The organism is Nostoc sp. UIC 10630 (genome assembly GCF_010747425.1).
In the GTDB taxonomy this organism is placed as follows: Bacteria; Cyanobacteriota; Cyanobacteriia; order Cyanobacteriales; family Nostocaceae; genus Nostoc.
The window spans coordinates 13,286-36,480 of record NZ_JAAGOG010000067.1; the positions used below are offsets into that span (position 1 = coordinate 13,286).

Annotated in this window: 25 protein-coding genes; 17 read left to right on the forward strand and 8 right to left on the reverse strand. The window is 42.5% G+C overall.

Annotation, left to right across the window (positions count from 1 at the left end; genetic code table 11):
- Positions 1-17 precede the first annotated feature (17 nt).
- Positions 18-596, reverse strand: a complete 579-nt coding sequence (locus G1O98_RS17140) for a Uma2 family endonuclease (protein WP_163929904.1) — start codon at positions 594-596, stop codon at positions 18-20.
- 514 nt (positions 597-1,110) lie between these two features.
- Between G1O98_RS17140 and fbp the strand changes: the two genes are divergently transcribed.
- The 5 genes from fbp (at position 1,111) to G1O98_RS17165 (ending at position 8,385) form a co-directional block, all read left to right on the forward strand.
- Complete coding sequence (gene fbp / locus G1O98_RS17145) at positions 1,111-2,160, forward strand: class 1 fructose-bisphosphatase (RefSeq protein ID WP_012410369.1); 1,050 nt, start codon at positions 1,111-1,113, stop codon at positions 2,158-2,160.
- Between the two features lie 284 nt (positions 2,161-2,444).
- Positions 2,445-3,590, forward strand: coding sequence for a transaldolase (tal, locus tag G1O98_RS17150; RefSeq protein WP_163929905.1), 1,146 nt, complete (start codon positions 2,445-2,447; stop codon positions 3,588-3,590).
- Positions 3,591-3,745: 155 nt separating this feature from the next.
- The gene (zwf, locus tag G1O98_RS17155; protein ID WP_163929906.1) at positions 3,746-5,275 is read left to right on the forward strand and encodes a glucose-6-phosphate dehydrogenase; all 1,530 of its coding nucleotides are present in this window, start codon (positions 3,746-3,748) and stop codon (positions 5,273-5,275) included.
- A gap of 101 nt (positions 5,276-5,376) precedes the next feature.
- The gene (gene opcA, locus G1O98_RS17160) at positions 5,377-6,738 is read left to right on the forward strand and encodes a glucose-6-phosphate dehydrogenase assembly protein OpcA (protein WP_163929935.1); all 1,362 of its coding nucleotides are present in this window, start codon (positions 5,377-5,379) and stop codon (positions 6,736-6,738) included.
- Positions 6,739-7,143: 405 nt separating this feature from the next.
- Positions 7,144-8,385 carry an S-layer homology domain-containing protein gene (locus G1O98_RS17165; RefSeq protein WP_163929908.1) on the forward strand — a complete coding sequence of 414 codons (1,242 nt, stop codon included), beginning with the start codon at positions 7,144-7,146 and terminating at the stop codon, positions 8,383-8,385.
- Positions 8,386-8,460: 75 nt separating this feature from the next.
- Here the strand turns inward: G1O98_RS17165 and G1O98_RS17170 are convergent, their stop codons facing one another.
- Positions 8,461-9,804 (reverse strand): GAF domain-containing sensor histidine kinase, encoded by a 1,344-nt coding sequence (locus G1O98_RS17170; protein ID WP_163929910.1) that lies wholly within the window; start codon positions 9,802-9,804, stop codon positions 8,461-8,463.
- 286 nt (positions 9,805-10,090) lie between these two features.
- On the opposite strand from G1O98_RS17170, the gene G1O98_RS17175 reads away from it, so the two are divergent.
- Positions 10,091-10,408, forward strand: coding sequence for a DUF3155 domain-containing protein (locus G1O98_RS17175; RefSeq protein WP_041566316.1), 318 nt, complete (start codon positions 10,091-10,093; stop codon positions 10,406-10,408).
- A gap of 438 nt (positions 10,409-10,846) precedes the next feature.
- Here G1O98_RS17175 and G1O98_RS17180 read toward each other — a convergent pair whose 3' ends face one another.
- Positions 10,847-11,377 (reverse strand): cofactor assembly of complex C subunit B, encoded by a 531-nt coding sequence (locus G1O98_RS17180; RefSeq protein WP_012410376.1) that lies wholly within the window; start codon positions 11,375-11,377, stop codon positions 10,847-10,849.
- A 52-nt stretch (positions 11,378-11,429) separates the two neighbouring features.
- A complete protein-coding gene (locus tag G1O98_RS17185; RefSeq protein ID WP_163929912.1) occupies positions 11,430-11,777 on the reverse strand; it encodes a PadR family transcriptional regulator in 348 nt (115 codons plus the stop codon).
- A gap of 958 nt (positions 11,778-12,735) precedes the next feature.
- Here G1O98_RS17185 and G1O98_RS17190 point away from each other — a divergent pair.
- From G1O98_RS17190 to rpsN, 6 genes are all read left to right on the forward strand, one after another.
- The gene (locus tag G1O98_RS17190; RefSeq protein ID WP_114081880.1) at positions 12,736-13,308 is read left to right on the forward strand and encodes a DUF3611 family protein; all 573 of its coding nucleotides are present in this window, start codon (positions 12,736-12,738) and stop codon (positions 13,306-13,308) included.
- Between the two features lie 367 nt (positions 13,309-13,675).
- The gene (locus G1O98_RS17195) at positions 13,676-13,993 is read left to right on the forward strand and encodes a hypothetical protein (RefSeq protein WP_228058047.1); all 318 of its coding nucleotides are present in this window, start codon (positions 13,676-13,678) and stop codon (positions 13,991-13,993) included.
- A 196-nt stretch (positions 13,994-14,189) separates the two neighbouring features.
- Positions 14,190-15,470 (forward strand): serine--tRNA ligase, encoded by a 1,281-nt coding sequence (serS, locus tag G1O98_RS17200; RefSeq protein ID WP_163929914.1) that lies wholly within the window; start codon positions 14,190-14,192, stop codon positions 15,468-15,470.
- A gap of 124 nt (positions 15,471-15,594) precedes the next feature.
- Positions 15,595-16,695, forward strand: a complete 1,101-nt coding sequence (gene rseP, locus G1O98_RS17205) for an RIP metalloprotease RseP (protein ID WP_163929916.1) — start codon at positions 15,595-15,597, stop codon at positions 16,693-16,695.
- Positions 16,671-17,360 carry an endonuclease III gene (nth, locus tag G1O98_RS17210; protein ID WP_163929919.1) on the forward strand — a complete coding sequence of 230 codons (690 nt, stop codon included), beginning with the start codon at positions 16,671-16,673 and terminating at the stop codon, positions 17,358-17,360. Before rseP ends, nth begins: the two co-directional genes overlap by 25 nt.
- Positions 17,361-17,435: 75 nt before the next feature.
- Positions 17,436-17,738, forward strand: coding sequence for a 30S ribosomal protein S14 (rpsN, locus tag G1O98_RS17215; RefSeq protein ID WP_167306201.1), 303 nt, complete (start codon positions 17,436-17,438; stop codon positions 17,736-17,738).
- A 133-nt stretch (positions 17,739-17,871) separates the two neighbouring features.
- Here the strand turns inward: rpsN and G1O98_RS17220 are convergent, their stop codons facing one another.
- A complete protein-coding gene (locus G1O98_RS17220; RefSeq protein ID WP_012410384.1) occupies positions 17,872-18,201 on the reverse strand; it encodes a hypothetical protein in 330 nt (109 codons plus the stop codon).
- Between the two features lie 101 nt (positions 18,202-18,302).
- Between G1O98_RS17220 and aat the strand changes: the two genes are divergently transcribed.
- The 5 genes from aat (at position 18,303) to G1O98_RS40045 (ending at position 20,442) form a co-directional block, all read left to right on the forward strand.
- The gene (gene aat, locus G1O98_RS17225) at positions 18,303-18,878 is read left to right on the forward strand and encodes a leucyl/phenylalanyl-tRNA--protein transferase (RefSeq protein ID WP_163929921.1); all 576 of its coding nucleotides are present in this window, start codon (positions 18,303-18,305) and stop codon (positions 18,876-18,878) included.
- Positions 18,879-18,918: 40 nt separating this feature from the next.
- A complete protein-coding gene (locus tag G1O98_RS17230) occupies positions 18,919-19,533 on the forward strand; it encodes a hypothetical protein (protein ID WP_163929923.1) in 615 nt (204 codons plus the stop codon).
- 75 nt (positions 19,534-19,608) lie between these two features.
- Entirely contained in the window at positions 19,609-19,887 is a 279-nt protein-coding gene (locus G1O98_RS17235; RefSeq protein ID WP_163929925.1) for a BrnT family toxin, read from the forward strand.
- The gene (locus tag G1O98_RS17240) at positions 19,850-20,128 is read left to right on the forward strand and encodes a BrnA antitoxin family protein (RefSeq protein ID WP_163929927.1); all 279 of its coding nucleotides are present in this window, start codon (positions 19,850-19,852) and stop codon (positions 20,126-20,128) included. Before G1O98_RS17235 ends, G1O98_RS17240 begins: the two co-directional genes overlap by 38 nt.
- 230 nt (positions 20,129-20,358) lie before the next feature.
- Positions 20,359-20,442 (forward strand): DUF3368 domain-containing protein, encoded by an 84-nt coding sequence (locus tag G1O98_RS40045; RefSeq protein ID WP_243458463.1) that lies wholly within the window; start codon positions 20,359-20,361, stop codon positions 20,440-20,442.
- Between the two features lie 82 nt (positions 20,443-20,524).
- Here the strand turns inward: G1O98_RS40045 and G1O98_RS17250 are convergent, their stop codons facing one another.
- The 3 genes from G1O98_RS17250 to G1O98_RS17260 form a co-directional block, all read right to left on the reverse strand.
- On the reverse strand, positions 20,525-21,109 hold the full coding sequence (locus G1O98_RS17250; protein WP_163929929.1) for a Uma2 family endonuclease: 585 nt from the start codon (positions 21,107-21,109) through the stop codon (positions 20,525-20,527).
- A 123-nt stretch (positions 21,110-21,232) separates the two neighbouring features.
- Positions 21,233-22,042: a DUF3598 family protein gene (locus G1O98_RS17255; protein ID WP_163929943.1), complete on the reverse strand. Its 810-nt coding sequence runs from the start codon at positions 22,040-22,042 to the stop codon at positions 21,233-21,235.
- Between the two features lie 172 nt (positions 22,043-22,214).
- Positions 22,215-23,117: an ABC transporter permease gene (locus tag G1O98_RS17260; RefSeq protein ID WP_163929931.1), complete on the reverse strand. Its 903-nt coding sequence runs from the start codon at positions 23,115-23,117 to the stop codon at positions 22,215-22,217.
- Positions 23,118-23,195: the final 78 nt, after the last annotated feature.

Below are 23,195 nucleotides of genomic sequence, written 5' to 3' on the forward strand. Positions count from 1 at the left end.
TCAAAATAACGATTCATCTACACAAAAATTGGCTGTAAATTTAAAATAAAACCAGGGAGAACATCTTCGCCAGATAAACTTGTAGGACATTGTAAAGCTTCTGGTGCTTGATGAGGGCGATAAATGATTACTTGTTTATCTTTGGGATTAATTAACCAACCAAGTTGTAAACCATTTGCTAAGTATTCCTCCATCTTGGCTTGAGTGTCCTCGACATCATCAGTTTCAGAAACCAATTCTATTGCAAAGTCTGGGCACAAGGGGAGATATTTTTTTCTTTGTTGTGGTGTGAGAGCATCCCAGCGTTCCATCTTTATCCAAGAAGCATCAGGAGAACGAGTTGCGCCATTGGAAAGTTTAAAACCAGTAGAAGAATCAAAAGCCTTTCCTAAATTATTTTGACTGTTCCAAAACCATAGTTGACCTAACAAATCAAAATTACGGTTTCCTGTTTCTCCTCCAGTGGGTGACATGATTACCAATTCTCCTTCAGCAGTTAATTCCAAACGCAACTCTTTATTCACAGCAACAATCTGTTCAAATTCCTCATCCGTAAATTTGAGATTAGGAGGTAATTGTAAAGTTAAAGCAGTCATAATTAATTCCGCTCCACGAAATCCTAGTTGCGTTACACCCATGCGCTGCTAATAGCGAAAACTAAACCTCTATTTTAGAATTTCCTCTAATAAGAAGTAGTCTTACAGAAAGCGTCACTAGGGGCAAAGTAATGAATAAAGGATCGAATTTGATTGAGGAGTTAGAACTTTATCCACTTTGATTCTGGTTTAGTGGGTAAAAAGAGTTGAACAGCGCATCAAAATCTCTCTTTAGTTGCGACTCCAATTAAAATCGGAACTTTTTAGAATGATAAGCTTAGGCATCGCTAGCCCAAATCATCAACAAAGCTACTGAGAAAATTTGGTCGTATTTTAGACTACTTACTACGTATCTAAGCTTTGAGTACAGGAGTCACTGAAAACTCATTTCTTTAGTTTATCTAAAGTCGCATCTAAGTTCTCAAATTACCTTTCTAAGATAGAAGCAGCAACCATAAGTTGCCACACACGACTAAAACCCAATTAACAGCTAGTGGCTGCGGAGAACATAAAAATGGCTAAAACGCCAGAATCCTTAGAATCATCTATCAATGAAATTACAGATAGAGCTTTAGATCGTGATTGTACAACCTTATCCCGTCACGTCCTCCAGCAACTTCAGAGTTTTTCGCCAGATGCACAAGATTTAAGTGCGCTGATGAATCGCATCGCTTTAGCAGGTAAACTGGTTGCTCGCCGCATGAGTCGCGCTGGTTTAATGGAAGGCGTTCTCGGTTTTACCGGGGAAGTTAATGTCCAAGGAGAATCCGTCAAAAAGATGGATGTCTACGCCAATGATGTATTTATCTCAGTGTTTAAGCAAAGCGGCTTAGTCTGTCGCCTCGCTTCTGAGGAAATGGAAAATCCCTACTATATCCCCGAAAATTGCCCCATTGGTCGCTATACCCTGTTGTATGACCCAATTGATGGCTCATCCAACACAGATAATAATCTCAGCTTGGGTTCTATTTTCGCCATTCGCCAACAAGAAGGAACTGATAGCGATGGTAAGGCAACTGACCTCCTCGCCAACGGACGGAAGCAACTTGCTGCCGGATACATCCTGTATGGACCCTGCACGATGCTGGTTTATACTATAGGTAAAGGCGTTCATTCCTTTGTTCTCGATCCCAGCTTAGGAGAATTTATTCTCACAGAAGAGAATATTCGGATTCCTAACCACGGTTCCGTTTATAGCGTGAATGAGGGTAACTTCTGGCAGTGGGAAGAATCGATTCGAGAATATATCCGGTACGTTCATCGCACAGAAGGCTACAGCGCTCGTTATAGCGGCGCAATGGTGAGCGACATCCACAGAATTTTGGTTCAAGGCGGCGTGTTCCTCTACCCAGGCACAATTCAAAACCCAGAAGGGAAATTGCGCTTGCTTTATGAAACCGCTCCTCTCGCCTTTTTGATTGAGCAAGCAGGCGGCCGTGCTACGACAGGATTGGTAAACATCTTGGATGTAGTGCCAAAAAAACTGCATCAGCGCACACCTCTAATTATTGGCAGCAAAGAAGATGTCGCAAAGGTAGAGTCTTTTATTCAAAACGGACACTAGAAGACAATTCGTAATTCGTAATTACTGTTACGTAAGGGTTTCAGACATTTTATAAGGGTGTTTATTTCCGCCGTGCTGTACTCTCATCTGCCATTAATTAAACGTTAATCATGGTGATTTAGGATTGGGGATGCAAAATAGCGCTTTTTGAAGATCAATTAAGGATTATCTCAGCTGGCCGATGCGATAAGTGATTGGCAACGCCACAATTCAAAAGTAAGTATCAATGCGTTTTACCAACTTCACTTAGAAACATCACTATACAGGAGTGAAATAAACTAGCTATGTCTACCAATCATCTACTAGAAATTAAGCAATACGGTCAAAGTATCTGGATGGATAATTTGACCCGTGACATTATTCAATCAGGTGAACTCAAAGACCTGGTTGAAAATCAAGGTATATCTGGGATTACTTCCAACCCAGCTATCTTTGAAAAAGCGATCGCAGGCAATGCCATTTATGATGCTGATATAGAAGCCGGAATTCGCGCTGGCTTACCGATAGACAAAATTTACGAATCCCTAGTTTTTGCAGATATCCGTAACGCTTGTGATATTTTACGCCCTGTTTATGAAGCCTCGAATAGACTAGATGGTTATGTGAGTATCGAAGTACCGCCAACCATCGCCCATGATACGGAAGCAACAATAAGCGAAGCTCGGCGCTATTTCCAAGAAATTGGTCGGGAAAATCTGATGATTAAAATTCCCGGTACAGAACCTGGTTTGCCAGCAGTAGAGCAAGTAATAGCCGAGGGAATGAATGTTAATATTACGTTGCTATTTTCTGTAGAAAGCTACGTAAACACAGCTTGGGCATATATTCGGGGCTTAGAAAAACGGCTGGCTGAAGGTAAAGACATCAGTAGAATTGCTTCAGTCGCTAGCTTCTTCCTCAGCCGGATCGATAGCAACATTGATGCCAAAATAGATGCTAAGTTGAAAAAAGGCGTTGATGATATTGCCGTGGAAGCAAAGCTAAAAGCTGTGAAAGGAAAAGTAGCGATCGCAAACGCCAAGCTAGCTTACCAAGAATACAAGAAAATCATTAGAAGCGAGCGTTGGCAAGAGTTGGCAGCAAAAGGGGCCACAGTACAACGGTTACTTTGGGCTAGTACCAGCACCAAAGACCCCAACTACAACGACGTGATGTATATCGAAGAGTTGGTAGGCCATGATACCGTTAACACCGTACCACCAGCGACCATTAAAGCTTGTGCCGATCATTGTAACGTGAGCGATCGCTTAGAAACAGACGTAAATAATGCTTACACGCTGATCGAAAACCTCAAAGATCCCGACATCAACATCGATCTCGATACCGTAATGGATGAACTGTTAGTTGAAGGTATTGACAAGTTCATCCAGCCCTTCCAGTCCTTGATGAACTCTTTAGAAGACAAGATCAAGGTATTGTCACCAGTGTAGGGACTAGGGACTAGGGACTAGGGACTGGGGACTGGGGACTGGGGACTGGTAAACAATTTTCTTAATACTAAACCCCCAATACCCAATACCCAATACCCAGTCCCTAATACCCAGTCCCCAATCTCAAAACCTCTAATCCAAAATCCAAAATTCCTATGGTTAGTCTGCTAGAAAATCCCTTGCGCGTTGGTCTGCAACAACAAGGGATGCCTGAACCCCAGATTATAGTTATCTTTGGCGCTTCTGGTGATCTCACCTGGCGCAAACTAGTGCCAGCACTTTACAAATTGCGGCGAGAACGGCGCATTCCGCCAGAAACTACTATTGTTGGCGTAGCACGTCGAGAATGGAGCCATGAATACTTCCGCGAACAAATGCAGAAGGGCATGGAAGAGGCACATCCTGATGTCGATTTAGGGGAACTCTGGCAAGACTTCTCTCAAGGTCTGTTCTACAGTCCTGGAGATATAGACAACCCTGAAAGCTACCAGAAACTAAAAACCTTACTGAGTGAATTAGACGAAAAACGGGGCACGCGAGGTAATCGCATGTTCTACCTATCCGTAGCCCCTTCATTCTTTCCCGAAGCAATTAAGCAGCTAGGAAGCGGCGGGATGCTAGAAGATCCCTACAAACATCGTCTAGTAATTGAGAAACCCTTTGGTCGGGACTTGGCTTCTGCTCAAAGTCTTAACCAAGTGGTACAGAAATATTGCAAAGAACACCAAGTTTACCGTATTGACCACTATTTGGGTAAAGAAACAGTCCAGAATTTGCTGGTGTTTCGCTTTGCCAATGCGATTTTTGAACCCTTGTGGAATCGTCAATTCGTTGACCACGTGCAAATTACCGTAGCAGAAACCGTGGGCGTAGAAGACCGGGCTGGTTACTATGAAAGCGCCGGCGCACTGCGGGATATGTTGCAAAATCACCTCATGCAACTTTACTGCTTAACGGCGATGGAAGCACCCAACGCAATGGATGCCGACAGCATCCGCACAGAAAAAGTGAAGGTACTCCAAGCTACTCGTTTAGCTGATGTTCACAATCTGTCGCGGTCAGCAGTACGTGGGCAATACAGTGCTGGCTGGATGAAAGGTCAAGCAGTGCCAGGATATCGCACAGAACCAGGCGTTGACCCCAACTCCACCACACCCACTTATGTAGCAATGAAGTTTTTGGTGGATAACTGGCGCTGGAAAGGTGTTCCTTTCTACTTGCGGACTGGAAAGCGGATGCCGAAAAAAGTGAGTGAGATTGCAATTCACTTCCGCGAAGTTCCATCTCGGATGTTCCAATCTGCCGCCCAACAGACAAACGCCAATATTTTGACGATGCGGATTCAGCCAAATGAAGGTATTTCCCTGCGTTTTGATGTCAAAATGCCGGGGGCAGAATTCCGCACCCGTTCCGTTGATATGGACTTTAGTTATGGTTCCTTTGGCATCCAAGCAACATCCGATGCCTACGATCGCTTATTCCTTGATTGTATGATGGGCGATCAAACATTGTTCACACGCGCCGATGAAGTAGAAGCAGCTTGGCAGGTAGTAACACCAGCCCTTTCCGTTTGGGATGCACCCGCCGATCCTAATACTATTCCCCAGTACGAAGCCGGCACTTGGGAGCCAGAACAAGCAGAACTCTTAATTAACCAGGATGGCCGTCGCTGGCGCAGACTCTAAATATTAGTCATTAGTCATGAGTCATTAGTCACTAGTAAAAACAAATGATGAATGACAAATGACAAATGACAAAATCCAAAATCTCAAATCCAAAACTTCCTATGGCTCTCCAAACTTCTACAATTTTTTCCCTCCAGGCACCGAAAGATATTTCGCTTAACGAAATAGATGCAGAACTGAATCAAATTTGGCAAAGCTATGGTATTACTGGCGAGGATGGTGGACTTCCCAGTGCTACTAGGGCAACAACGTTTACTTTAGTAGTTTACGAACCAGAAGAAACTCAGTATTTGTTGGCTGCTTTAGGATTTTACAACGGCCCAATTGATGGGATTTTAGGGCCGCAAATGGCAGCAGCATTACGGGAAGTGCAAAAGAAACATAAACTGCCAGAAACCGGAACAGCAACACAAGAAACTCTGACTATATTACGAGAAGAATTCGCTAAAGGTCAGCGAGGTGGGACTGGAGGAGAACATGCTATTGCTGGGTTAAATAGCGGTAGCCCCAGAATTGCCGATGAAATCGCTCTCCGCAACCCCTGCCGCATCATTGCCCTATTTCCTATTACTGGCGAAGATGAAGGGGTTAAGGCTCAAGTTTCTGCCTATTGCCCCATCCAAAAGCAATCGTCAAGCACACTTATCTGCTGCGAATACATTACTCTGAGTGGAACTGCTGCTGCCTTAGAACGTATCGGTGGTATGATTCCAGCATTGTTGATTGGCGGTTTGCCGAAGTTTCTCTGGTGGAAAGCGACACCAGACCCTAACAACGGTCTATTCAAACGCCTAGCAGCAATCTGCAATAATGTCATTGTCGATTCTTGCAACTTTAACGAGCCAGAAAGTGATTTACTCCGCCTAGAAGAGTTGGTAGAAGCTGGTGTACCTTTAGCGGATTTGAACTGGCGTCGTCTCGCATCATGGCAAGAACTGACAGCTGAAGCCTACGATTCGCCTAAGCGTCGCGCTGCCCTCAGAGAAATTGACCGCGTGACGATTGATTACGAAAAAGGCAATCCCGCCCAAGCTTTGCTGTTTTTGGGTTGGTTGGCAAGTCGATTGGAATGGCAACCAGTTTCTTATCAAAAGGAAAGTGGTGATTATGATATCACTCGCATCCATTTTATTTCTCAAGATCAGCGACAAGTAGAAGCCGAGTTAGCAGGAGTTCCCGTTGCTGATGTGGGCGATATTATTGGTGACTTGATTGCCTTGCGCCTCAGTTCCACAAATCCCCAGGCAGACTGTGGTACAGTTATCTGCTCGGAAACTGGTGGTTGTATGCGGATGGAAACACATGGTGGTGCCCAATCTGCCGGTCTGTTTCAACAGGTAACTTCACTTTCAGAACAAAAAGCCGAAGCATTACTAAGTCAGCAGGTGCAACGCTGGGGTCGTGAGTCCCTTTTTGAAGAAAGTCTGGGAGTGACAGCGAATATTTTCAAATTGGTGAATTAACTTAGACTTAACCCCCTGCCTGCTTCCTGACCTTGTGTATACACGGTAGGCTTTTTAAGCATGGAACCAGGTGAAAGTCCCCGTTTTTTAAGGTAATACAGTTCAGTTAAAGATTTTGGGCTTAACTGAACTGTATTGCTTTTTAAGGGAGATTTAGAGGCATCTAAAGCTTTTGATACCAATCAGAGAACTTTTAAAACATCCTCTAGTTGGTAAGAGGCTGATTACACTATTACCTATTGCTAGATATGTTGGCAGGCTTTTTCTTAGTTTGACTATCTAATTTGACTGTATGCCAAAAGTAATGGTTTTTACAAAAAACAGAAATTAAAGGGAACCTAATACTTTAGTAAATGTCTAATTAATTAACAGTAATAAAAATAATTGTACTGGAGTTAAAAATTAATGTTTACTTTTAATCGTTTGCAATCTGGAACAGCTGCACTCATGGCTTTGAGCGTCACAGTAGGCACTGTAGCTCCTTTGATTACAGCTTCACCATCTTTAGCTCAAACCACTTTTTCTGATGTTTCATCTAATTATTGGGCGGCACAATTTATTCAACAATTGTCACAGCGAGGCGTAATTGCCGGATTTCCTGATGGTAGTTTCCGTCCTGAAGAAGCGGTGACACGCGCTCAATTTGCCGCTATGGTCAACAAAGCTTTCCAAAAATCACAGCAACGATCGCCAATCAACTTTGCTGACGTGCCCAGCAATTATTGGGCATCAAGTGCCATTCAGCAAGCTTATACCATTGGTTTCTTATCTGGATATCCCGGTAATCGCTTTGAGCCGAACCAAGCTATTCCCCGCCAACAGGTTTTAGTTTCCCTCGCTAACGGTCTGGAATATAGTCCCATTGGCAATACTGAAAGCACTCTGCAATACTTCAACGATGCCTCTAACATCGCTAGCTATGCCCGTAGCCCGATCGCAGCTGCAACTGAAAAGCAAATAGTTGTGAACTATCCTAATGTGAAGTTCCTCAATCCAACTGCAACCGCTACTCGCGCCCAAGTAGCAGCTTTTATCTACCAAGCATTGGTTAGTTCTAACCAAGCCTCAGCAATTAACTCGCCTTATGTTGTGGCTGTCGGGTCTACTACCCCAACGCCTGTATCAGTCACAATTCCTCAAGGGACTGCTATTCCTGTGAAGTATGACAAGGCAGAAAAGATTCTGGTTACAAAGGATGAAACTGCGCCTTTGACGTTGACAGTATCCCAAAACGTAGTAACACAAGACGGATCTGTAGTGATTCCGGCTGGTAGTCAAGTAATTGGTCAACTTAAACCTGCTACAGGCGGTTCTCAATTCGTTGCCGAAAAACTGGTTTTGACCAGTGGACAGGAGTACCAGCTTAACGCCAGCTCTGAAGTGATCACCAAAACTGAAACCGTCAAGAAGGGTACTAGTATTGGTTCAATTATCAAAAATACTGTATTGGGTGCAGGTGCGGCAACTGCGGTATCTGCTGTAACTGGCGATCGCGCGATCGCCACAGAAGAAGTCTTGGGTGGCGCTGGTATCGGTGCATTGGTGGGTCTATTCTTCGGTAAGAATAGTGTTGACTTAGTGGCAATTGACCCAAATACCGATTTACAAATGACCATCAATCAAAACTTGTTGGTTTCACTCAGATAGTCATTGGTCATTAGTCATTAGTCATTGGTCATTGGTTTTTACAAAGAACGAATGACAAAGGACAAAGGACAAATCCTAAACTTTCGGCAACCAAATAATAAAAGTAGTCCCAGGCGCATTGGGTGAAGTTAGCTTAGAGTTGATTGCAGGGCTGAAAACCTCGATTTCACCCTGCATTTGCTCTATTAATTGTTTGGCGATCGCTAACCCCAAACCTGTGCCAGGGATTTCTGTTTGCGCTTGTACACCCCGATAATGCCGTTCTCCCAGATGTTCTAAATCTTCGGGGGGAATGCCAGGCCCGTTGTCACTGATCGCAATTCCTTGAAAATTAGCTTTTTCTTGCCCCGCCTGAATCAAAATTTTGCCACCAGTGGGAGTATATTTCAAAGCATTATCGATGATATTAGTTAAAACCTCTCGTAATGCTTTGATGTTGGCACGTACTAGGGGTGAATTATGTTTAATTTCAGTTATTAGTTTTAGCTTTCGCTCTTGGGCGATCGCTTTGGCTGATATTAATAATGGTTCTAATATATCTGCTAACGAGCAGTCAACTGTTTTATCTCCCGTTCCCGGCAATAGTAGCGGCGGTTTAGCGTCTTTTTGGATAGTTGCTTCCACAAACACTTCATGTTCGGGTAAATGTAGTGGTGCTAAATCTGTCTCTGTTAAGTCAATTACTTGATCGAATTGTTGTAGCAATTCTTGGAGGCGATCGCTTTCTCGCACAATACTATTGGCCACATCCCGATTGCTATCTCCTGGGCGCAGCCGCTTCAATAGCAGTTTCCCAAAAGTCCGCAATGCCGTTAATGGGTTACGAAACTGATGCAACAGGTTATCTAGCAAATCTCGCTGTTTTTCTTGGAGAATTTGTTGCTCACGCAACTGCTCCTCAAACCATGCCCGGCGTTGATCTAAAATACAAGCGATCGCTAATGTTTGGGCTATCTGTTGAATTTGACTTTCCTCATGTTCATTCCATGCCCGGTCTTGCCTACCCGTCACCAATAACCCCATCATCACACCCTCATAAACTAGAGGTAAAACAATTTGGTTGCCACTAAAGAGGTATTCCTCTTTTAAATGGGGTTGAGATGCCTCAGACTGCTGTGATGAGGTTGGAGATTCCGATTCTGCTGTCAATAACCTTCTGCGATCGTTGGGTAATATAAACACATTTCCAACTTGAAGTTGCTTGTGTACTACTGTCACCTCAGCAGTTTCTTCCCCTGGCGGTAATAATGCTGTTTCTGGGTAAATTACCACAGGAATCAGTTTGGCCTCACTAGAAGGAGCCTCTACCAATTCTTGTGTCAGGTACACAATACTTAAAGTTGCTCCCAGCCCTTGGGTTAGCAGCGCTATTTGCTCTCGACACAGAGCAATAAAATCGGAACTGGCAGACATTAACATTTTTTAGCTCTTGCTCAAGATTACAGATTTTAAGGCATGATGATAAGAGAGGATACTTAATTTTTACCTCACCCATTCAATAAAGCTTAACTAAAATCTTCTTAGTGATGGTTTGTACCAAGGAATTATTTTCTTAGGTAACTTTGTTTTATCTATTTTCAAAGATGTTAATTTTCTTGCATGAAAAGGTTAAAAACTATTGATATTTTGAACTAGAACTTATATAATGACGACGGATTTTGTAGCTAACACTACAATCTATAGCTTGAAAGAGGAGGACAATAGGTTGGCAAGGAGACGCAAAAGGAAAAGTCGCCGTCGTCAAGAAGGACGGAGGATTTTGGAACACGTGCCTCAATATAGCATCGAAAGTGGCGAAGAAAAACCTGTGACAGCAGCGAGAAGATTCATTCAAGCTGAAGGGATTTTGCCACCTGCGTTGCTACTCGTAAAGCGAAATGAACACACAACAGATCGTTATTTCTGGGCAGAAAAGGGACTGTTTGGTGCTCAATACGTAGAGGAAAACCATTTCTTGTTTCCAAGCTTGAGGGTATTAGAACCTTCGCCTGGTCAAGAACCTCTTGCTTTAGCTAGTCGGTGAACCATAGATGGTCATCTTACACATTGAATGTGGCTCCTGACTATTCATTAACTGGCAAAATAGCTAAGTTTATGCAAAATTTAATTTTTTTTTAGTTTGGAGCTGATTTGCCAGTCAGGCTAGTCCAGGTAATTGGAAAATAAACTAGTCTCAAAGCACGCTAGATTGCATGGGTTGATACTAGTGTCATGATATAGAAGGGAGTGGGTATAGAGCCAAGCGCCTCCAAAAGCGCTAGTGAAGTTGCGCTCTTATACCGTGAATTGTTAACCAAGCTCTGTCAACGAATTTAAGTTAATTAATTTAAATTTCTCCCCACGACTTATATCGTGGGGAAAGTGACAAAGCAGAAGTCTTGATTTCCTCCTTTTTACTTTTCATTGCCTAAAGATTAGATCAGGTCAGAAGTCTGCATATCATAGTTAAAAAAAGCAACAATTATTCACCAGCCTTGAGCTGTAGAGTTCTCTGTAACTCACTGAGTTCATCTCGATGGGCAACTACAGTGATCTTACTTGAGGAGGTTTGTTCACTCTGAGTTGTTTCTACTTTGAGTGACACCTTCTCAAGTCTTCCAGATTTTTTCCAATAAAACAGACCACTTAAAGGCGACAGCAGTACCATAGCCAAAACAATGGGACTGAGGTTAGGAAAAAGCAGGTATACGACTAGTGAGAGACAAACAATCCCAGTCGCTGCCAGCAGAGTTAAAAATATAGCTAAAAACCAACTGGGGCGAACATTCCCTTCAAAAGTCACTTTGTTTTGTTCTCGGTCTACCTCTGCTACTTGGTAAGACCGGGAGCGAAAATACTCTTTTAATTGAGACATTAAAGCAGCTTCGTCTTGCTCAGATACCAGTTGCACTGTTTGTATGCGGTCTTTAGTCGAGGCACGAATAAAGAAAAACAGCCCAACCGATAACAACAAGGTTAGCAGGAACGTAGATGGCAGAATAGCAGTATCCATAACTGATTGTTATTGTTTGACTGGAGGAGACTTATTCATTATCAATTATTCGTTACTTTGTCCTCCTATTGATGTAGTTAAGCCATTGCAAAGCTAAATCCTGCGCTTGAACTTGCCATTCTGGAGAAACTTGGTACATCCGCCTGGGTCGTCCTCGTCCTTCCAGTTTCTTCCAATATCCAGTGATTGCCTTTTCGTCTTCCAGAAATTTGATTGCACTATAAAGCACAGTATCCGAAAGCCTATAGGTTGAATATTCAGTTTCTAATTGCTCAATCAACTCGGTTCCGTAGGATTCACCTTGTAATAAAACAGACAGTATGTAACAAACTGCTACTTCCTGACAAAGGTAAGTTGGCGGAGGATTCTCAAAGAATTGATATATATCCTCAAGTTTCATGGTTAGTGAATGGCTAAAAAAATGCCTTATGGTAAGGTCTACAATCCTTGTAGTCAGTATACAGTGCTACTGCCAAGTGAGTAATATATATAATGCTACTTAGACTAGATTTACAAAGCGTAAATACCAAACGATTATCCACGCTTGTGAATTCGTGGTAAGAGTTGCGAGTTTTAGGGACACAAAGAAATGTACCCTAGCCCAAGCTTGATATGGTGTGGTGAGGAGCTAACAGAGAGTAGCAAATTCACTTAGTACAGAAGGTACTTAGTCTTGGTCAGATTAGGGCAAATGCCAAGCCCCAGCTTTTAGGCGTGAGGTTTCTGACTGTCTTGGTATTAAGTAATGCCAAGGTAGTTAGAAGTGCTTAAGCAATAAAATGCCATCGAAGAAATTTTACAGGTAAAATGCAATTTTGTCTGTAAAACTTAATAAACACTTTGTTTTACAGTGATTTTCCCAATGCAAATCATAAGAATTTAAGCTATGGGATATATGTGGTTTAAAGCTGCTACGGTGGTGGACACACTTAAGTAGTACGCATTACTGATTTGCTGGATAAGAGAATCTCTTGTCGCATTTGGTAAATGTGATAGTAAATTTATCAAAGAAGACGCAAAGACTAGAGCATCGATTCAGTAATCAAAAACCTAATCCCCAGCCTCCTTGACTAAAAGATAAGAGGTTGGGGAGACATGATTCGTTACTGATAGGACTTACGCAAAACTAGTTGTTGTAGGGACAATTTATGAATTGCCCTACTTGAAAATCCTTCTTTTCGGCCATTATTTACGTAAGTCCTGACTGAATTGGTGTTCTCGGAGAGATAGAGACGTAGAGTGCGATACCTCTCAACACAGTTCTCCGTGTTCTCCGAACTTTTGAGCTAAGGCATCCTTAGATTAAACTTTTGTCTTTGTGTCTTTGTGTCCTTTGAAAGTGCCCGGCACTTCTATATATGTCACAGACTCCCGATGCTCCATCATCTTCTCTGCGGGCTATTGCCCAAACCTTTCGCCTTACAGGTTGGATTAGCTTCTGGATTCAGCTAGTACTAGGCGTTGTTTCTAGCATAATTGTGTTGCTGTTCGCCATCTTTAATCAAAGAACTGGTAGTCCTAGTAATAATCCTGGGACTGGCTTTGGCGTATTTTTAGCAATTTGTGGACTAGTTGTTTTGGGTGGAGGTATTTATTTAGCTTATCGTTACACTAGAATTGGCAAGCAATTAGAATCCTCCAATCCCAGCAACCGCCCTCGCAAAAGTGAGACTGTGCAAGTATTACGCTTAGGGCTGTGGGTAAATTTAGGCGGTACACTGGTGACTCTTTTAGGCGCGCAAGCGATCGTTGGTACACTGGTAGCAAGATCCATATCTCCTCAAGCTATAACTACACAATTTTTTGACCCTACCCGTATTATTAGCGGTCTAGATATGCTTGTCGTACAGGCAAATACCAACACTGTATCAGCACATTTTGCGGGGCTTGTAGCGTCACTTTGGCTACTCAATCGTATTAACCGACCTTAGTTATAAGTTCTATTAGCGGTAGCGGGGCGGGCGTTTCGCCTATGCTGGGTTTTCAAGAGCCAAAGGAAAATTATCATACTTTTCCGAAACGGGCAAAACTGCGTGTGAAGACAACTACATAATCCTTGAAAAAACATCCTGATAGTACAGCATTGCGTAAATGAACTATCCATTTCAAATCAATGAAACGCTTGCAGTATAGGAATTACCAATTACCTTAGCGAGTCGAGAGAGCGGTACACTACGCATAGCAATATCACCGTAGGGGTACGGGTGTCATTAAGAATTTTGCCAAGCTGTACTAACAAGTGATGTCAAAACTAGAACAGGGATGATGTTGTATACCTTTTTTATAAGTTTGAACACTATGAAAAATCAACCAGCCCATAAGTTTAATCAAGACGTATGGAGATTTGGCGTACAGGTTTTCTTTAGTAGCATCGTATTGGGACTGTGCATTTTCAAGCTTGGCTCGCCAGGGGACGATAAGAATGTTGCTCTGTATTGGGGTGGTTTATCAAGTGTGCTTGCATACTGGTTGCCTTCACCTGGACAAACTAGAGACGATAAGGAAGCGCAGAGTATCACTCAAAGGACGTTTGCAGCCACTGATAACAATAATGGGAATGGTCAAAGTCTTGCTCAGGTTACTGAAACAAGAGTGGCTCAGGATACTAGCTCATGATTGGTTAAATGCAATATATGCTTTCTTAGTACTGGCAGTGATGCTAGGGAAAAATCTTGATTCAGAGATTAAGACTGAATTTTTCCAATAAACTTTGTTTTTCCAGTCACAGCAAACCAAAATTACTATATGCTAAATGCTTAATGTGTTAACTGTATTGACAGGAAGATGTTAGGCTAGAAACTGAGAAAAATCTGTGCTGGATATTAAGCAAATACGGGAAAATCCGCAATTAGTTCAAGAACGATTGAATAGTCGTAGTGGTAAATACGACATTGAACCGATATTACTGTTAGATCGGCAACAACGGGAACTTGAGGGGACACGTAGTCAACTCCAAGCTCGTAGCAACGAAATTGGTAAAATTGTCGGGCAGAAGATTAAATCTGGGATCAGTCCTCAAGACCCAGAAATTCAAGCTTTGCGGGATGAAGGTAACTCTGTAAAAGCTACTTTGAGTCAACTGGAACCCCAAGAAAAAGAACTCAAAGCTGAAATTGCCCAACTTGTGTTGGCACTTCCCAACTTGCCAAGCGACTCTACACCCCTTGGTAAGAATGAGGAAGATAACGTAGAAGTGCGCCGTTGGGGTGATGAGTACATTCCCCAATATCCGAATATTCTCCCTCACTGGGAAATTGGCGAAAAGCTGGGTATTCTCAATGTTGAACGAGCTGTAAAAGTTGCCCAAAGTCGCTTTGTGACATTGATAGGCGCTGGTGCGGCATTGGAGAGGGCATTAATTCAATTTATGCTGACTCTCCATACTCAAGCTGGATATGTAGAAGTCAGTCCGCCTCTATTAGTTAATACCGAGTCTTTGACAGCGACCGGTCAGTTACCCAAGTTTGCTGAAGAAAGCTTTAAATGCGCGGATGATGATTTATGGCTGATTCCGACGGCGGAAGTTCCAGTTACAAACCTCTACCGGGGTGAAATTCTCGCTGCTGAGGATTTGCCTATTTACCACTGCGCTTTTACTCCCTGTTTTCGCCGCGAAGCTGGTAGCTATGGGCGCGATATGCGGGGGTTAATTCGCCTGCATCAGTTCAACAAGGTGGAAATGGTGAAATTTGTTGAGCCTAGTACGTCTTTTGATGAACTGGAGAAATTAGTAGGGAATGCAGAAGCAATTTTACAGGCTTTGCGGTTGCCTTACCGAGTAGTAAATTTAAGTACTGGAGATTTGGGATTCGCCTCTACCAAAACTTATGATTTAGAGGTTTGGTTGCCCTCTTCTGGCAAATACCGCGAGATTTCTAGCTGTTCCAATACTATAGATTTCCAAGCAAGACGGGCTGATATTCGCTTCAAAGAGGCGGGGAAAAAAGGAACTCAGTTCGTACACACTTTGAATGGTTCGGGTTTGGCGGTGGGAAGGACTATGGCTGCAATTTTGGAGAATTATCAACAACCTGATGGGACAGTAAGGATACCAGAAGTGCTGCAACCTTATTTGGGGCGTGAAGTTTTATAATTTGTCATTAGTCATTTGTCCTTTGTTATTTACCAATGACCAATGACTAATACCCAATACCCAATACCCAATGCCCAATTAGAATGGAGATAACTATAGCTTAATATTTTCTCTAATTTACTCTATGTCAGTTTTAGCAGCGATCGCAGTCTTGGCTGTTTTGATCTTGGTACACGAGTTGGGACATTTTGTTGCAGCACGTTCTCAAGGCATTCTCGTTAACCGTTTTTCTTTGGGTTTTGGCCCAGTTCTTTTGAAGTATCAAGGTTCACAAACTGAATATGCTATCCGCGCCTTTCCCTTGGGCGGCTTTGTGGGCTTTCCTGATGATGACCCCGATAGCGATGTTCCACCCAATGACCCAAATCTGCTGCGTAACCGTCCAGTTTTAGACCGGGCGATTGTCATCAGTGCTGGAGTGATTGCAAATTTAATATTTGCCTATTTGGTGCTGGTTCTGCAATTGGGTATCGTTGGTATTCCCAAAGAATTAAACTATCAAGCTGGTGTCGTTGTACAGCCTGTTAATCAAGAATCTGTTGCCTATCAAGCAGGAATTCGGGAAGGAGATATTATTCTGGCTGTTAACGGTCAAGAACTCCCGGCTTCTGACAAATCAACTCCTTTGCTGACTAAAGAAATTCAAACTCATCCCAATCAGCAAATCGAACTAAAAATTCAGCGTGAAAACCAACAACAAACCCTGAAATTAACGCCAAAACTGGGAGCCGATGGTAAAGGTGTAGTTGGTGTGGCACTTAGTCCCAATGCTACCGCAGTTTATCGCCGTCCGAATAGTCCTTTTGAAATTTTTGGTCTTGCTGCTAGCAGGTTTCAACAATTATTTGTTGGGACACTGAGCGGTTTTGGGCAGTTGATTACCAATTTTCAACAAACTGCTGGACAAGTTTCTGGGCCAGTTAACATTGTCAAAATCGGTGCAAAATTAGCTGAAGATAATAGCGTAAATCTGTTGTCTTTTGCGGCAATTATCAGCATTAACTTGGCTATTATCAATATTTTGCCTTTGCCAGCTTTGGATGGCGGACAACTAGCTTTTCTGCTGATTGAAGGTTTACGCGGTAAGCCTGTACCGTCCCGGATTCAAGAAGGTGTAATGCAAACTGGTTTGGTATTACTCTTAGGATTAGGAATTTTTCTGATCGTCAAAGAAACTACTCAATTAACTAGCCAATTGGAGTGGGTACAAAAATTATTCCAGTGATTACTACCCGCAAATCGTTATCTAAAAAGAAGCGATCGCTAGAAATTTTAGCTCGTCTGAAGCGTCTTTATCCAGATGCTACTTGCTCTTTGAACTACTCAACGCCAGTACAATTGTTGGTGGCAACGATTCTCTCTGCTCAATGTACTGATGAGCGAGTGAATAAAGTGACACCAGCTTTATTTGGTAAGTTTCCTGATGCTGAGAGTTTAGCGATCGCTGACTTAGTAGAATTAGAAAGTTTGGTGCGTTCTACAGGGTTTTATCACAATAAAGCTAAAAACATTCAAGTCGCTTGTCGGATGATTGTTACCGAGTTTAACTCTGTTGTCCCCAACCAGATGGAACAGTTGTTAAAGCTTCCTGGGGTGGCGCGGAAGACAGCAAATGTCGTTCTGGCTCATGCTTATGGTATTAATGCTGGCGTGACGGTAGATACTCACGTCAAGCGCCTCAGCCAACGCTTGGGTTTAACTGAAGCAAAAGACCCCGTTCGGATTGAGCAAGATTTAATGGGTTTATTGCCTCAGCCTGATTGGGAAAATTGGTCAATTCGGTTGATTTATCACGGTCGTGCTATTTGTAAAGCCCGCTCTCCCGTTTGTGTTGCGTGTGAGCTTGCTGATTTATGCCCTGTAGCCAATAAGCCAGTGGTTGTAGGGTAAGCAACATAAGTAACCCCAGAATTGATGGAGAGACTGTAGAATGGAGAACGGTGTCTTTAAATAAGTTAGAGAATAATGGCAAAGAAGAGCATGATTGAGCGCGAGAAAAAGCGCACCAAGTTGATAGAAAAGTATGCTGACAAGCGAGAAGCCCTTTTGGATGAGTTCAGAAGTGCAGCATCTCCTTTGGATAAGCTAGAAATCCACAGAAAGATTCAACAGCTACCCCGGAATAGTGCGCCCACCCGCCACCGCAATCGTTGCTGGTTGACTGGTCGTTCTAGAGGAGTTTACCGCGATTTCGGACTCTCTCGGAACGTGCTACGAGAATGGGCGCATGAAGGTCTTTTACCTGGAGTTGTTAAGTCTAGCTGGTAGTTAAGAGTCATTAGTGAGCCAGCGCGGTCTTGGGGGTTTCCCCCATGAGTGACTGGCGAACCCGTAAGGGTCATTAGTCATTAGTCATTGGTAAATAACAAAGGACAAATGACAAAAGACAAATGACAAAATATTATTGACCACAACACTTATCAATTCCCAGACTTTCTAAGAGTAGATCGCTGACGGCGTTGGCGATCGCAAACTCTCCATAAAAGCTATTGGAAAAATCATACGACTGCATCTCTGTGACAATGGCAATTACCAGAGAACCAAGGTCATTTTCTCCTTCCATCCGTTGACGCACAAAAATCTGTGCGGCTCGTTGGGCAATATTTTGGTTTACTGCTTCGGGGATAAATTCTGTATCTAGCCACCGTTGTAAGCGTTCTCGTAACCATTCACCTTCGAGTAACGGATTCTCAGGCGGTGGTAGGGTGATGGGTGGGATTGGTTGAGTCATGTTTTTTAACGCAGAGGGACGCGGAGGGAAACGCAGAGGAACGCTGAGGTTGACTTCTAGCATCAAATTGCGTTTCTCTAGTGTTTTTTTTATATTTATTTATGCAATATGATATCGCCGCTATTGTTGAGGGCTATGCACAAGGCTATTTTCTCATGGCTGATGAACGCGATCGCCTGAGTTGGTACGGAAGTCGCGATCGGACTTTTATTCCTTTGGATGAGCGGTTTCGTTACCCCAAGTCTTTACAGCGCGTTCTGAATCAAGAACGGTTTACTGTGGCGATTAATCGGGACTTCCAAGCTGTGGTGGCTGGGTGTGCTGACAGAGAGACAACTTGGATTTCGCCGGAATTGGAAAAGATTTACTGGCTACTTTACCAAAGTGGTTATGCTTTTAGTTTTGAAACTTGGCAGGGTGACGAATTAGCTGGGGGAATTTTAGGGATTGTCATTGGCGGTGCTTTCATTGGAGAGTCGATGTTTTACCGCATTCCCGAAGGTTCAAAGGTAGCGATGGTAAAGTTGGTAGAAAGATTGCGTCAGAGGAAATTTGTATTTTTTGATGCCCAAATGATGAATCCGCATTTGGAGAGGTTTGGGGCTTATCGGGTTGGGGATGAACAGTATCAAATGCTACTTAAGCAAGCGTTGCAACATCAGTGCTTATTGGTATAACATTTAACAGCATTTAATTTAAAAGCTTATAGAAAGTGGTATGAACTGGGATAAGTTAGAGTTCACCAATCACGAAAGATATTTTGAGATAGCTAGAGAGCATCTTCAAAAGTCACAGGAAACTGATTTTGACCTAAATGAGAAATTGGGCGTTAACTCCTCTACATATCAAGGGAAAAGCTTGAAGCCAGAAGATGCTGCCTATTTATTACAGAGCTTACAGTTAATTAACAAGTCGAATATTATTACAGTTGTTTTTAGCGCTCTGGTTGCTGAATCCTTTATCAACTACTATGCAATCAGTAAGGGTAAAGATGAAGTGTACTTGAGAAAATTTAAGACGAATAAAAATTTAGGATTGGGTGAAACAGTAGTTAAATGGATCAACATCCCACATGACATTAATGGAAATTTTGCTTTAACGACGGATTCTGCTGAGGTTCATAATCTCCAAAAACTTTTCGACGATAGAAATAAACTTGCTCATCACAAAGCTAGTATTCAAAATATAGCCAGCCTGGATTGGTCTAACATTCAAGATCCAAACTCAATTACACTTTTAGCTGCCCAGAATGCAAACCAATCCCTGGTAACATGTATCGAAGCTCTAAAGCGAGTTGATCAAAGTATTGATATTAACTGGCTCTCCAGTTAAAAACGGAGGATTTATCATTCATCTGAAATAAGCGATAATGGGCTTAACTGTTTATGTATTGTTCATTAAGCCTTCATGCAGTTTGAGTGGGACGAAACGAAGAATCTTGAAAATATTCGTAAACATCGAATTGATTTTGCAGATGTCCCCGGAATGTTTGACAATTCCATGCTGGTTGAGCTTGATGAGCGTTTTGATTATGGCGAAGATCGCTGGATCGGAATCGGCTTTCTAGGCAACGGTGTAGCGGTTGTCGTTTGGACAGAACGACAGAACAACATAGTCCGCATTATCTCAGCACGAAGGGCAAACCGATATGAGCGTCAACGACTTGAACAATACCTCACGTACTGATTGGGCTGCATTAGAGGCGATGACGGATGAGGATATTGATTACTCAGACATCCCACCTTTGAACGATAAGTTTTTTGAAAATGCCACACTGAGGATTCCCGCAAAACGAGCCAGTGACCTGATCCAGTTAGATCCAGAAGTGATAACGTGGTTTCGTGAACAAGGTGCAGAGTACAAAACACTGATTAACTCAGTTTTGCGCCGTTACATTGAAAACAATGGCGATCAGGACGCAGGCTAACAATAACTTTACAGCGAACAGTCTACCACTTATTTTTAAAATATAAGGTTGGGTAGAGGGATGGCGTTACCCAACAGATTTTTCCACTCACAATCTTAAACACTTCCACGATGAAAAGTGCGATCGCAATTTAACAAAATTACTGCACCGTAACCTAGTTTGAGGTTTCTTGGGCTACCATTTTGATTGAGGCGAAACACCAAAATCTCATAGTTGCTGTCAAACTGTTGATGGATGCCTTAATTACTACATCAGAGTTTAGAGTTTCTCCAGCCCTATACAATCAGATTTTAAATATGGTAAATGAAGTGTGATGTCTCATGAGATAGTGCGATCGCTAATTTATCTGGAAGAAGATAGCTTGAGATTATTGCTGAGGATATAGCAAAACTACAATCACTCCAACAACCAGCTAAATAAACCTTCTACTGTCAGGCTGAAATCTTTAGCAAATTCTGGCATTGGTAACTGTGTTCCTAGTTCTTCGTAAAAAGTTGTTGGTTTATCTGGCAAATAGACAAACACGGATTGTTCTTTAGGATCAATCAGCCATCCCATCTGAGTTCCATACTTGAGGCAATGCAGAATATTTTTAGTAACTTTAGTTTGACTTTGATCGGGAGATAGAATTTCAATTGTCCAATCTGGGGCAATTGAGAAGACGTTAGCAACCCCACCATTATCTTTACGGGGAATTCTGTCCCACATAAACACAGAAATGTCAGGCACAATTGAGCGATGCCTACGGCGGGCTACGCCTACGCCAAATGTACAGCGAAGCTCACAGAAAGCCCGTGCAATTTGTTTGGGTTTTACGACCAAGTTAATTGCAGGTGCTAACTCGGTCTGAATTGCGCTGTGTTCTCCTTGCGGAATCGGTTTTTGAATGATACGCCCATCAATGTATTCACTGGCAGGTTCTGTTTCTGGCAGATCCAGAAATTCACTTAAAGTCAGGGGTTTAGCAGGGGTTTGTACCATTTAAGGTTTCCTTACGAGAGGTAAGTTGTACTACTGCTTGCTATTTGTTCTACAAATGGATCAAAAATTATAAAGTGTTGATCGAAATTATCGGAGATAAGCGATCGCAGGCTAAAAAATTTTTTACACCCTTTCTTCAGTAACTAATGTCAGACGAACCCATTCGCCTTTGTCGTTATAGCTGCGAATCATCCTCTGGCGCAGATTTGGCTGGATTAACCAACCCGCTTCCAGAAATAAGGGTTGACGTAATTGTACCTTGAGAGGAGAAGTTGCAGAAGCGCCATCAGGTAACAATAATACTTGTACCTGTTTTTCTGGATCTTGGTCAAAGAGAACGATGGAACCTTTGATAGTAGCAGTTGAGGTAATTGTGCGATCGCCAAAAGAAGTACTTTGAATTAATCGCCCAGCATCATCAAGTTGTATTTTCAAAGTTGTAGAGTAAATATCAGGCGGACGCAAATCTCGATAGATTGTCATTGCTTGTCCTCGCCATTCTCCTAACAAGTCATTTATCTGCAAAGAGGGACGTTCTGCTACCGGGGTTCCAGCTAGATGTTCTCGAATGAGAGTTAGTCCATTTAAATGACCATTTTTATCAAACAGTTGTACCAGACGTAAGCGGCGATTTTCATGAACAAAAGCGAGTTCTCCACCAAATTCGGAAAATGGCCCTAGCTGAATTAAACCTTCAGAAAATGAACCATTTTCAAAAAATAGCAGACCTCCTCCCACAGACCTAAATTCTCTGATTACATCATCCTTTCCCGAACGGCTCAGAGTTAGGCGCACTGTCTGGTTATTGTTTAAACCTTCTAGGGAAAGACGGCTAGGAGTATCGTTCAAAAGTGTACCTTCGGGAGAAAAATTGGTAAATGAACCTTCCCATACACCAAGATTTTGCAGAAAACCTTCCCATTGCGATTTCATAAAGATTTGTCCTTTGTCATTTGTCATTGGTCATTTAATTAGCCTTGTTAAGTTGATATGCAGGATTAATTTCATATTCGTTCAATCCCAAACTTCAGTTGTTCTTTTAAAATTTTCAAAATTTTAAGTTAAAAGGTCGAAGTTCCGAGTTCAAATGACAAAGGACAAATGACTATCCTTTAGCAAAACTTCGGACTGCAAATAAGCTTCCCATTAATCCTACAGCTGCACCGAAACTCAAAAGAATCAAGGGTAATAGTAAAACTTGGGCTGGAGTGAGTTGCACACCATTGCTGATAACTTGAATAAACTCAGGTTGATTGGCTAGCAATTTACTAAGAAACTGTTGAATCACAGAAATGAAACTCCAAGCGATCGCACCACCAACTAAACCAAAAGCAATTCCTTGTAAAATAAACGGCAGGTAAATCCAAGCTGAGGTTGCTCCCACTAGTTGCATAATTTCAATTTCTTGCCGTCGCGCCATGACAATCAACCGAATTGTGGTTGTAGTCACTGCGATCGCTGTTAGGGTCAGAATAATTGTAATTGTTAAAGTAATCCAGTTCAGCCCTCGGTGCAACTGGGCAATACGTTTAACTGCTTCATCGATATACTCCACCGTCTCAACTCCCGGCAACTTAGCCAGTTGCGTTGCTAAAGTTGGTACAACTTGAGAATTACGCGCTTTCACCTTCATCTCGTCAACCAAGGGATTCTCACCTAGCTGCTGGGTAGCACCCTCAATATCAGAAATTCTCATTTCCTTAACTAACTTAGTCCAAGCTTGCTCTTTGGTAATGCTTTGCATCGCCGCGACCTCTGGCATTTTTGCGATCAGTGGCTCAATGTTTTCGGCCCGTGCATCCGGTTCAAGATAAACTGATACTTCTAGCTGACTACCGAACTGATAGAGTAGTTTTTCGACTTGCCAAGAGGTTTGCAAACTCAAACCAAATAAAAACAGTAACACTGTCACAGTACTTACAGCTGCCCAATTCATCCAACCTCCCCGCAGCAAACCGAGGAAAGTTTCTTTAAGCAGATAGTCTAGTTTCGTAAAAGATTTAAACACACATCACCCCAGCCAATAATTCGTAATTCATAGTTCCCAATTCCCCATCCCCAATCCCCAGTACCCAGCATATTGGTG

Coding starts and splice junctions, on each gene's coding strand:
- G1O98_RS17140 (WP_163929904.1), bottom strand. CDS start 596: ATGACTGCTTTAACTTTACAATTACCTCCTAATCTCAAATTTACGGAT.
- fbp (WP_012410369.1), top strand. CDS start 1,111: ATGGCTAAAACGCCAGAATCCTTAGAATCATCTATCAATGAAATTACA.
- tal (WP_163929905.1), top strand. CDS start 2,445: ATGTCTACCAATCATCTACTAGAAATTAAGCAATACGGTCAAAGTATC.
- zwf (WP_163929906.1), top strand. CDS start 3,746: ATGGTTAGTCTGCTAGAAAATCCCTTGCGCGTTGGTCTGCAACAACAA.
- opcA (WP_163929935.1), top strand. CDS start 5,377: ATGGCTCTCCAAACTTCTACAATTTTTTCCCTCCAGGCACCGAAAGAT.
- G1O98_RS17165 (WP_163929908.1), top strand. CDS start 7,144: ATGTTTACTTTTAATCGTTTGCAATCTGGAACAGCTGCACTCATGGCT.
- G1O98_RS17170 (WP_163929910.1), bottom strand. CDS start 9,804: ATGTTAATGTCTGCCAGTTCCGATTTTATTGCTCTGTGTCGAGAGCAA.
- G1O98_RS17180 (WP_012410376.1), bottom strand. CDS start 11,377: ATGGATACTGCTATTCTGCCATCTACGTTCCTGCTAACCTTGTTGTTA.
- G1O98_RS17185 (WP_163929912.1), bottom strand. CDS start 11,777: ATGAAACTTGAGGATATATATCAATTCTTTGAGAATCCTCCGCCAACT.
- G1O98_RS17190 (WP_114081880.1), top strand. CDS start 12,736: ATGTCACAGACTCCCGATGCTCCATCATCTTCTCTGCGGGCTATTGCC.
- G1O98_RS17195 (WP_228058047.1), top strand. CDS start 13,676: ATGAAAAATCAACCAGCCCATAAGTTTAATCAAGACGTATGGAGATTT.
- rseP (WP_163929916.1), top strand. CDS start 15,595: ATGTCAGTTTTAGCAGCGATCGCAGTCTTGGCTGTTTTGATCTTGGTA.
- rpsN (WP_167306201.1), top strand. CDS start 17,436: ATGGCAAAGAAGAGCATGATTGAGCGCGAGAAAAAGCGCACCAAGTTG.
- G1O98_RS17220 (WP_012410384.1), bottom strand. CDS start 18,201: ATGACTCAACCAATCCCACCCATCACCCTACCACCGCCTGAGAATCCG.
- aat (WP_163929921.1), top strand. CDS start 18,303: ATGCAATATGATATCGCCGCTATTGTTGAGGGCTATGCACAAGGCTAT.
- G1O98_RS17230 (WP_163929923.1), top strand. CDS start 18,919: ATGAACTGGGATAAGTTAGAGTTCACCAATCACGAAAGATATTTTGAG.
- G1O98_RS17235 (WP_163929925.1), top strand. CDS start 19,609: ATGCAGTTTGAGTGGGACGAAACGAAGAATCTTGAAAATATTCGTAAA.
- G1O98_RS17240 (WP_163929927.1), top strand. CDS start 19,850: ATGAGCGTCAACGACTTGAACAATACCTCACGTACTGATTGGGCTGCA.
- G1O98_RS40045 (WP_243458463.1), top strand. CDS start 20,359: ATGGATGCCTTAATTACTACATCAGAGTTTAGAGTTTCTCCAGCCCTA.
- G1O98_RS17250 (WP_163929929.1), bottom strand. CDS start 21,109: ATGGTACAAACCCCTGCTAAACCCCTGACTTTAAGTGAATTTCTGGAT.
- G1O98_RS17255 (WP_163929943.1), bottom strand. CDS start 22,042: ATGAAATCGCAATGGGAAGGTTTTCTGCAAAATCTTGGTGTATGGGAA.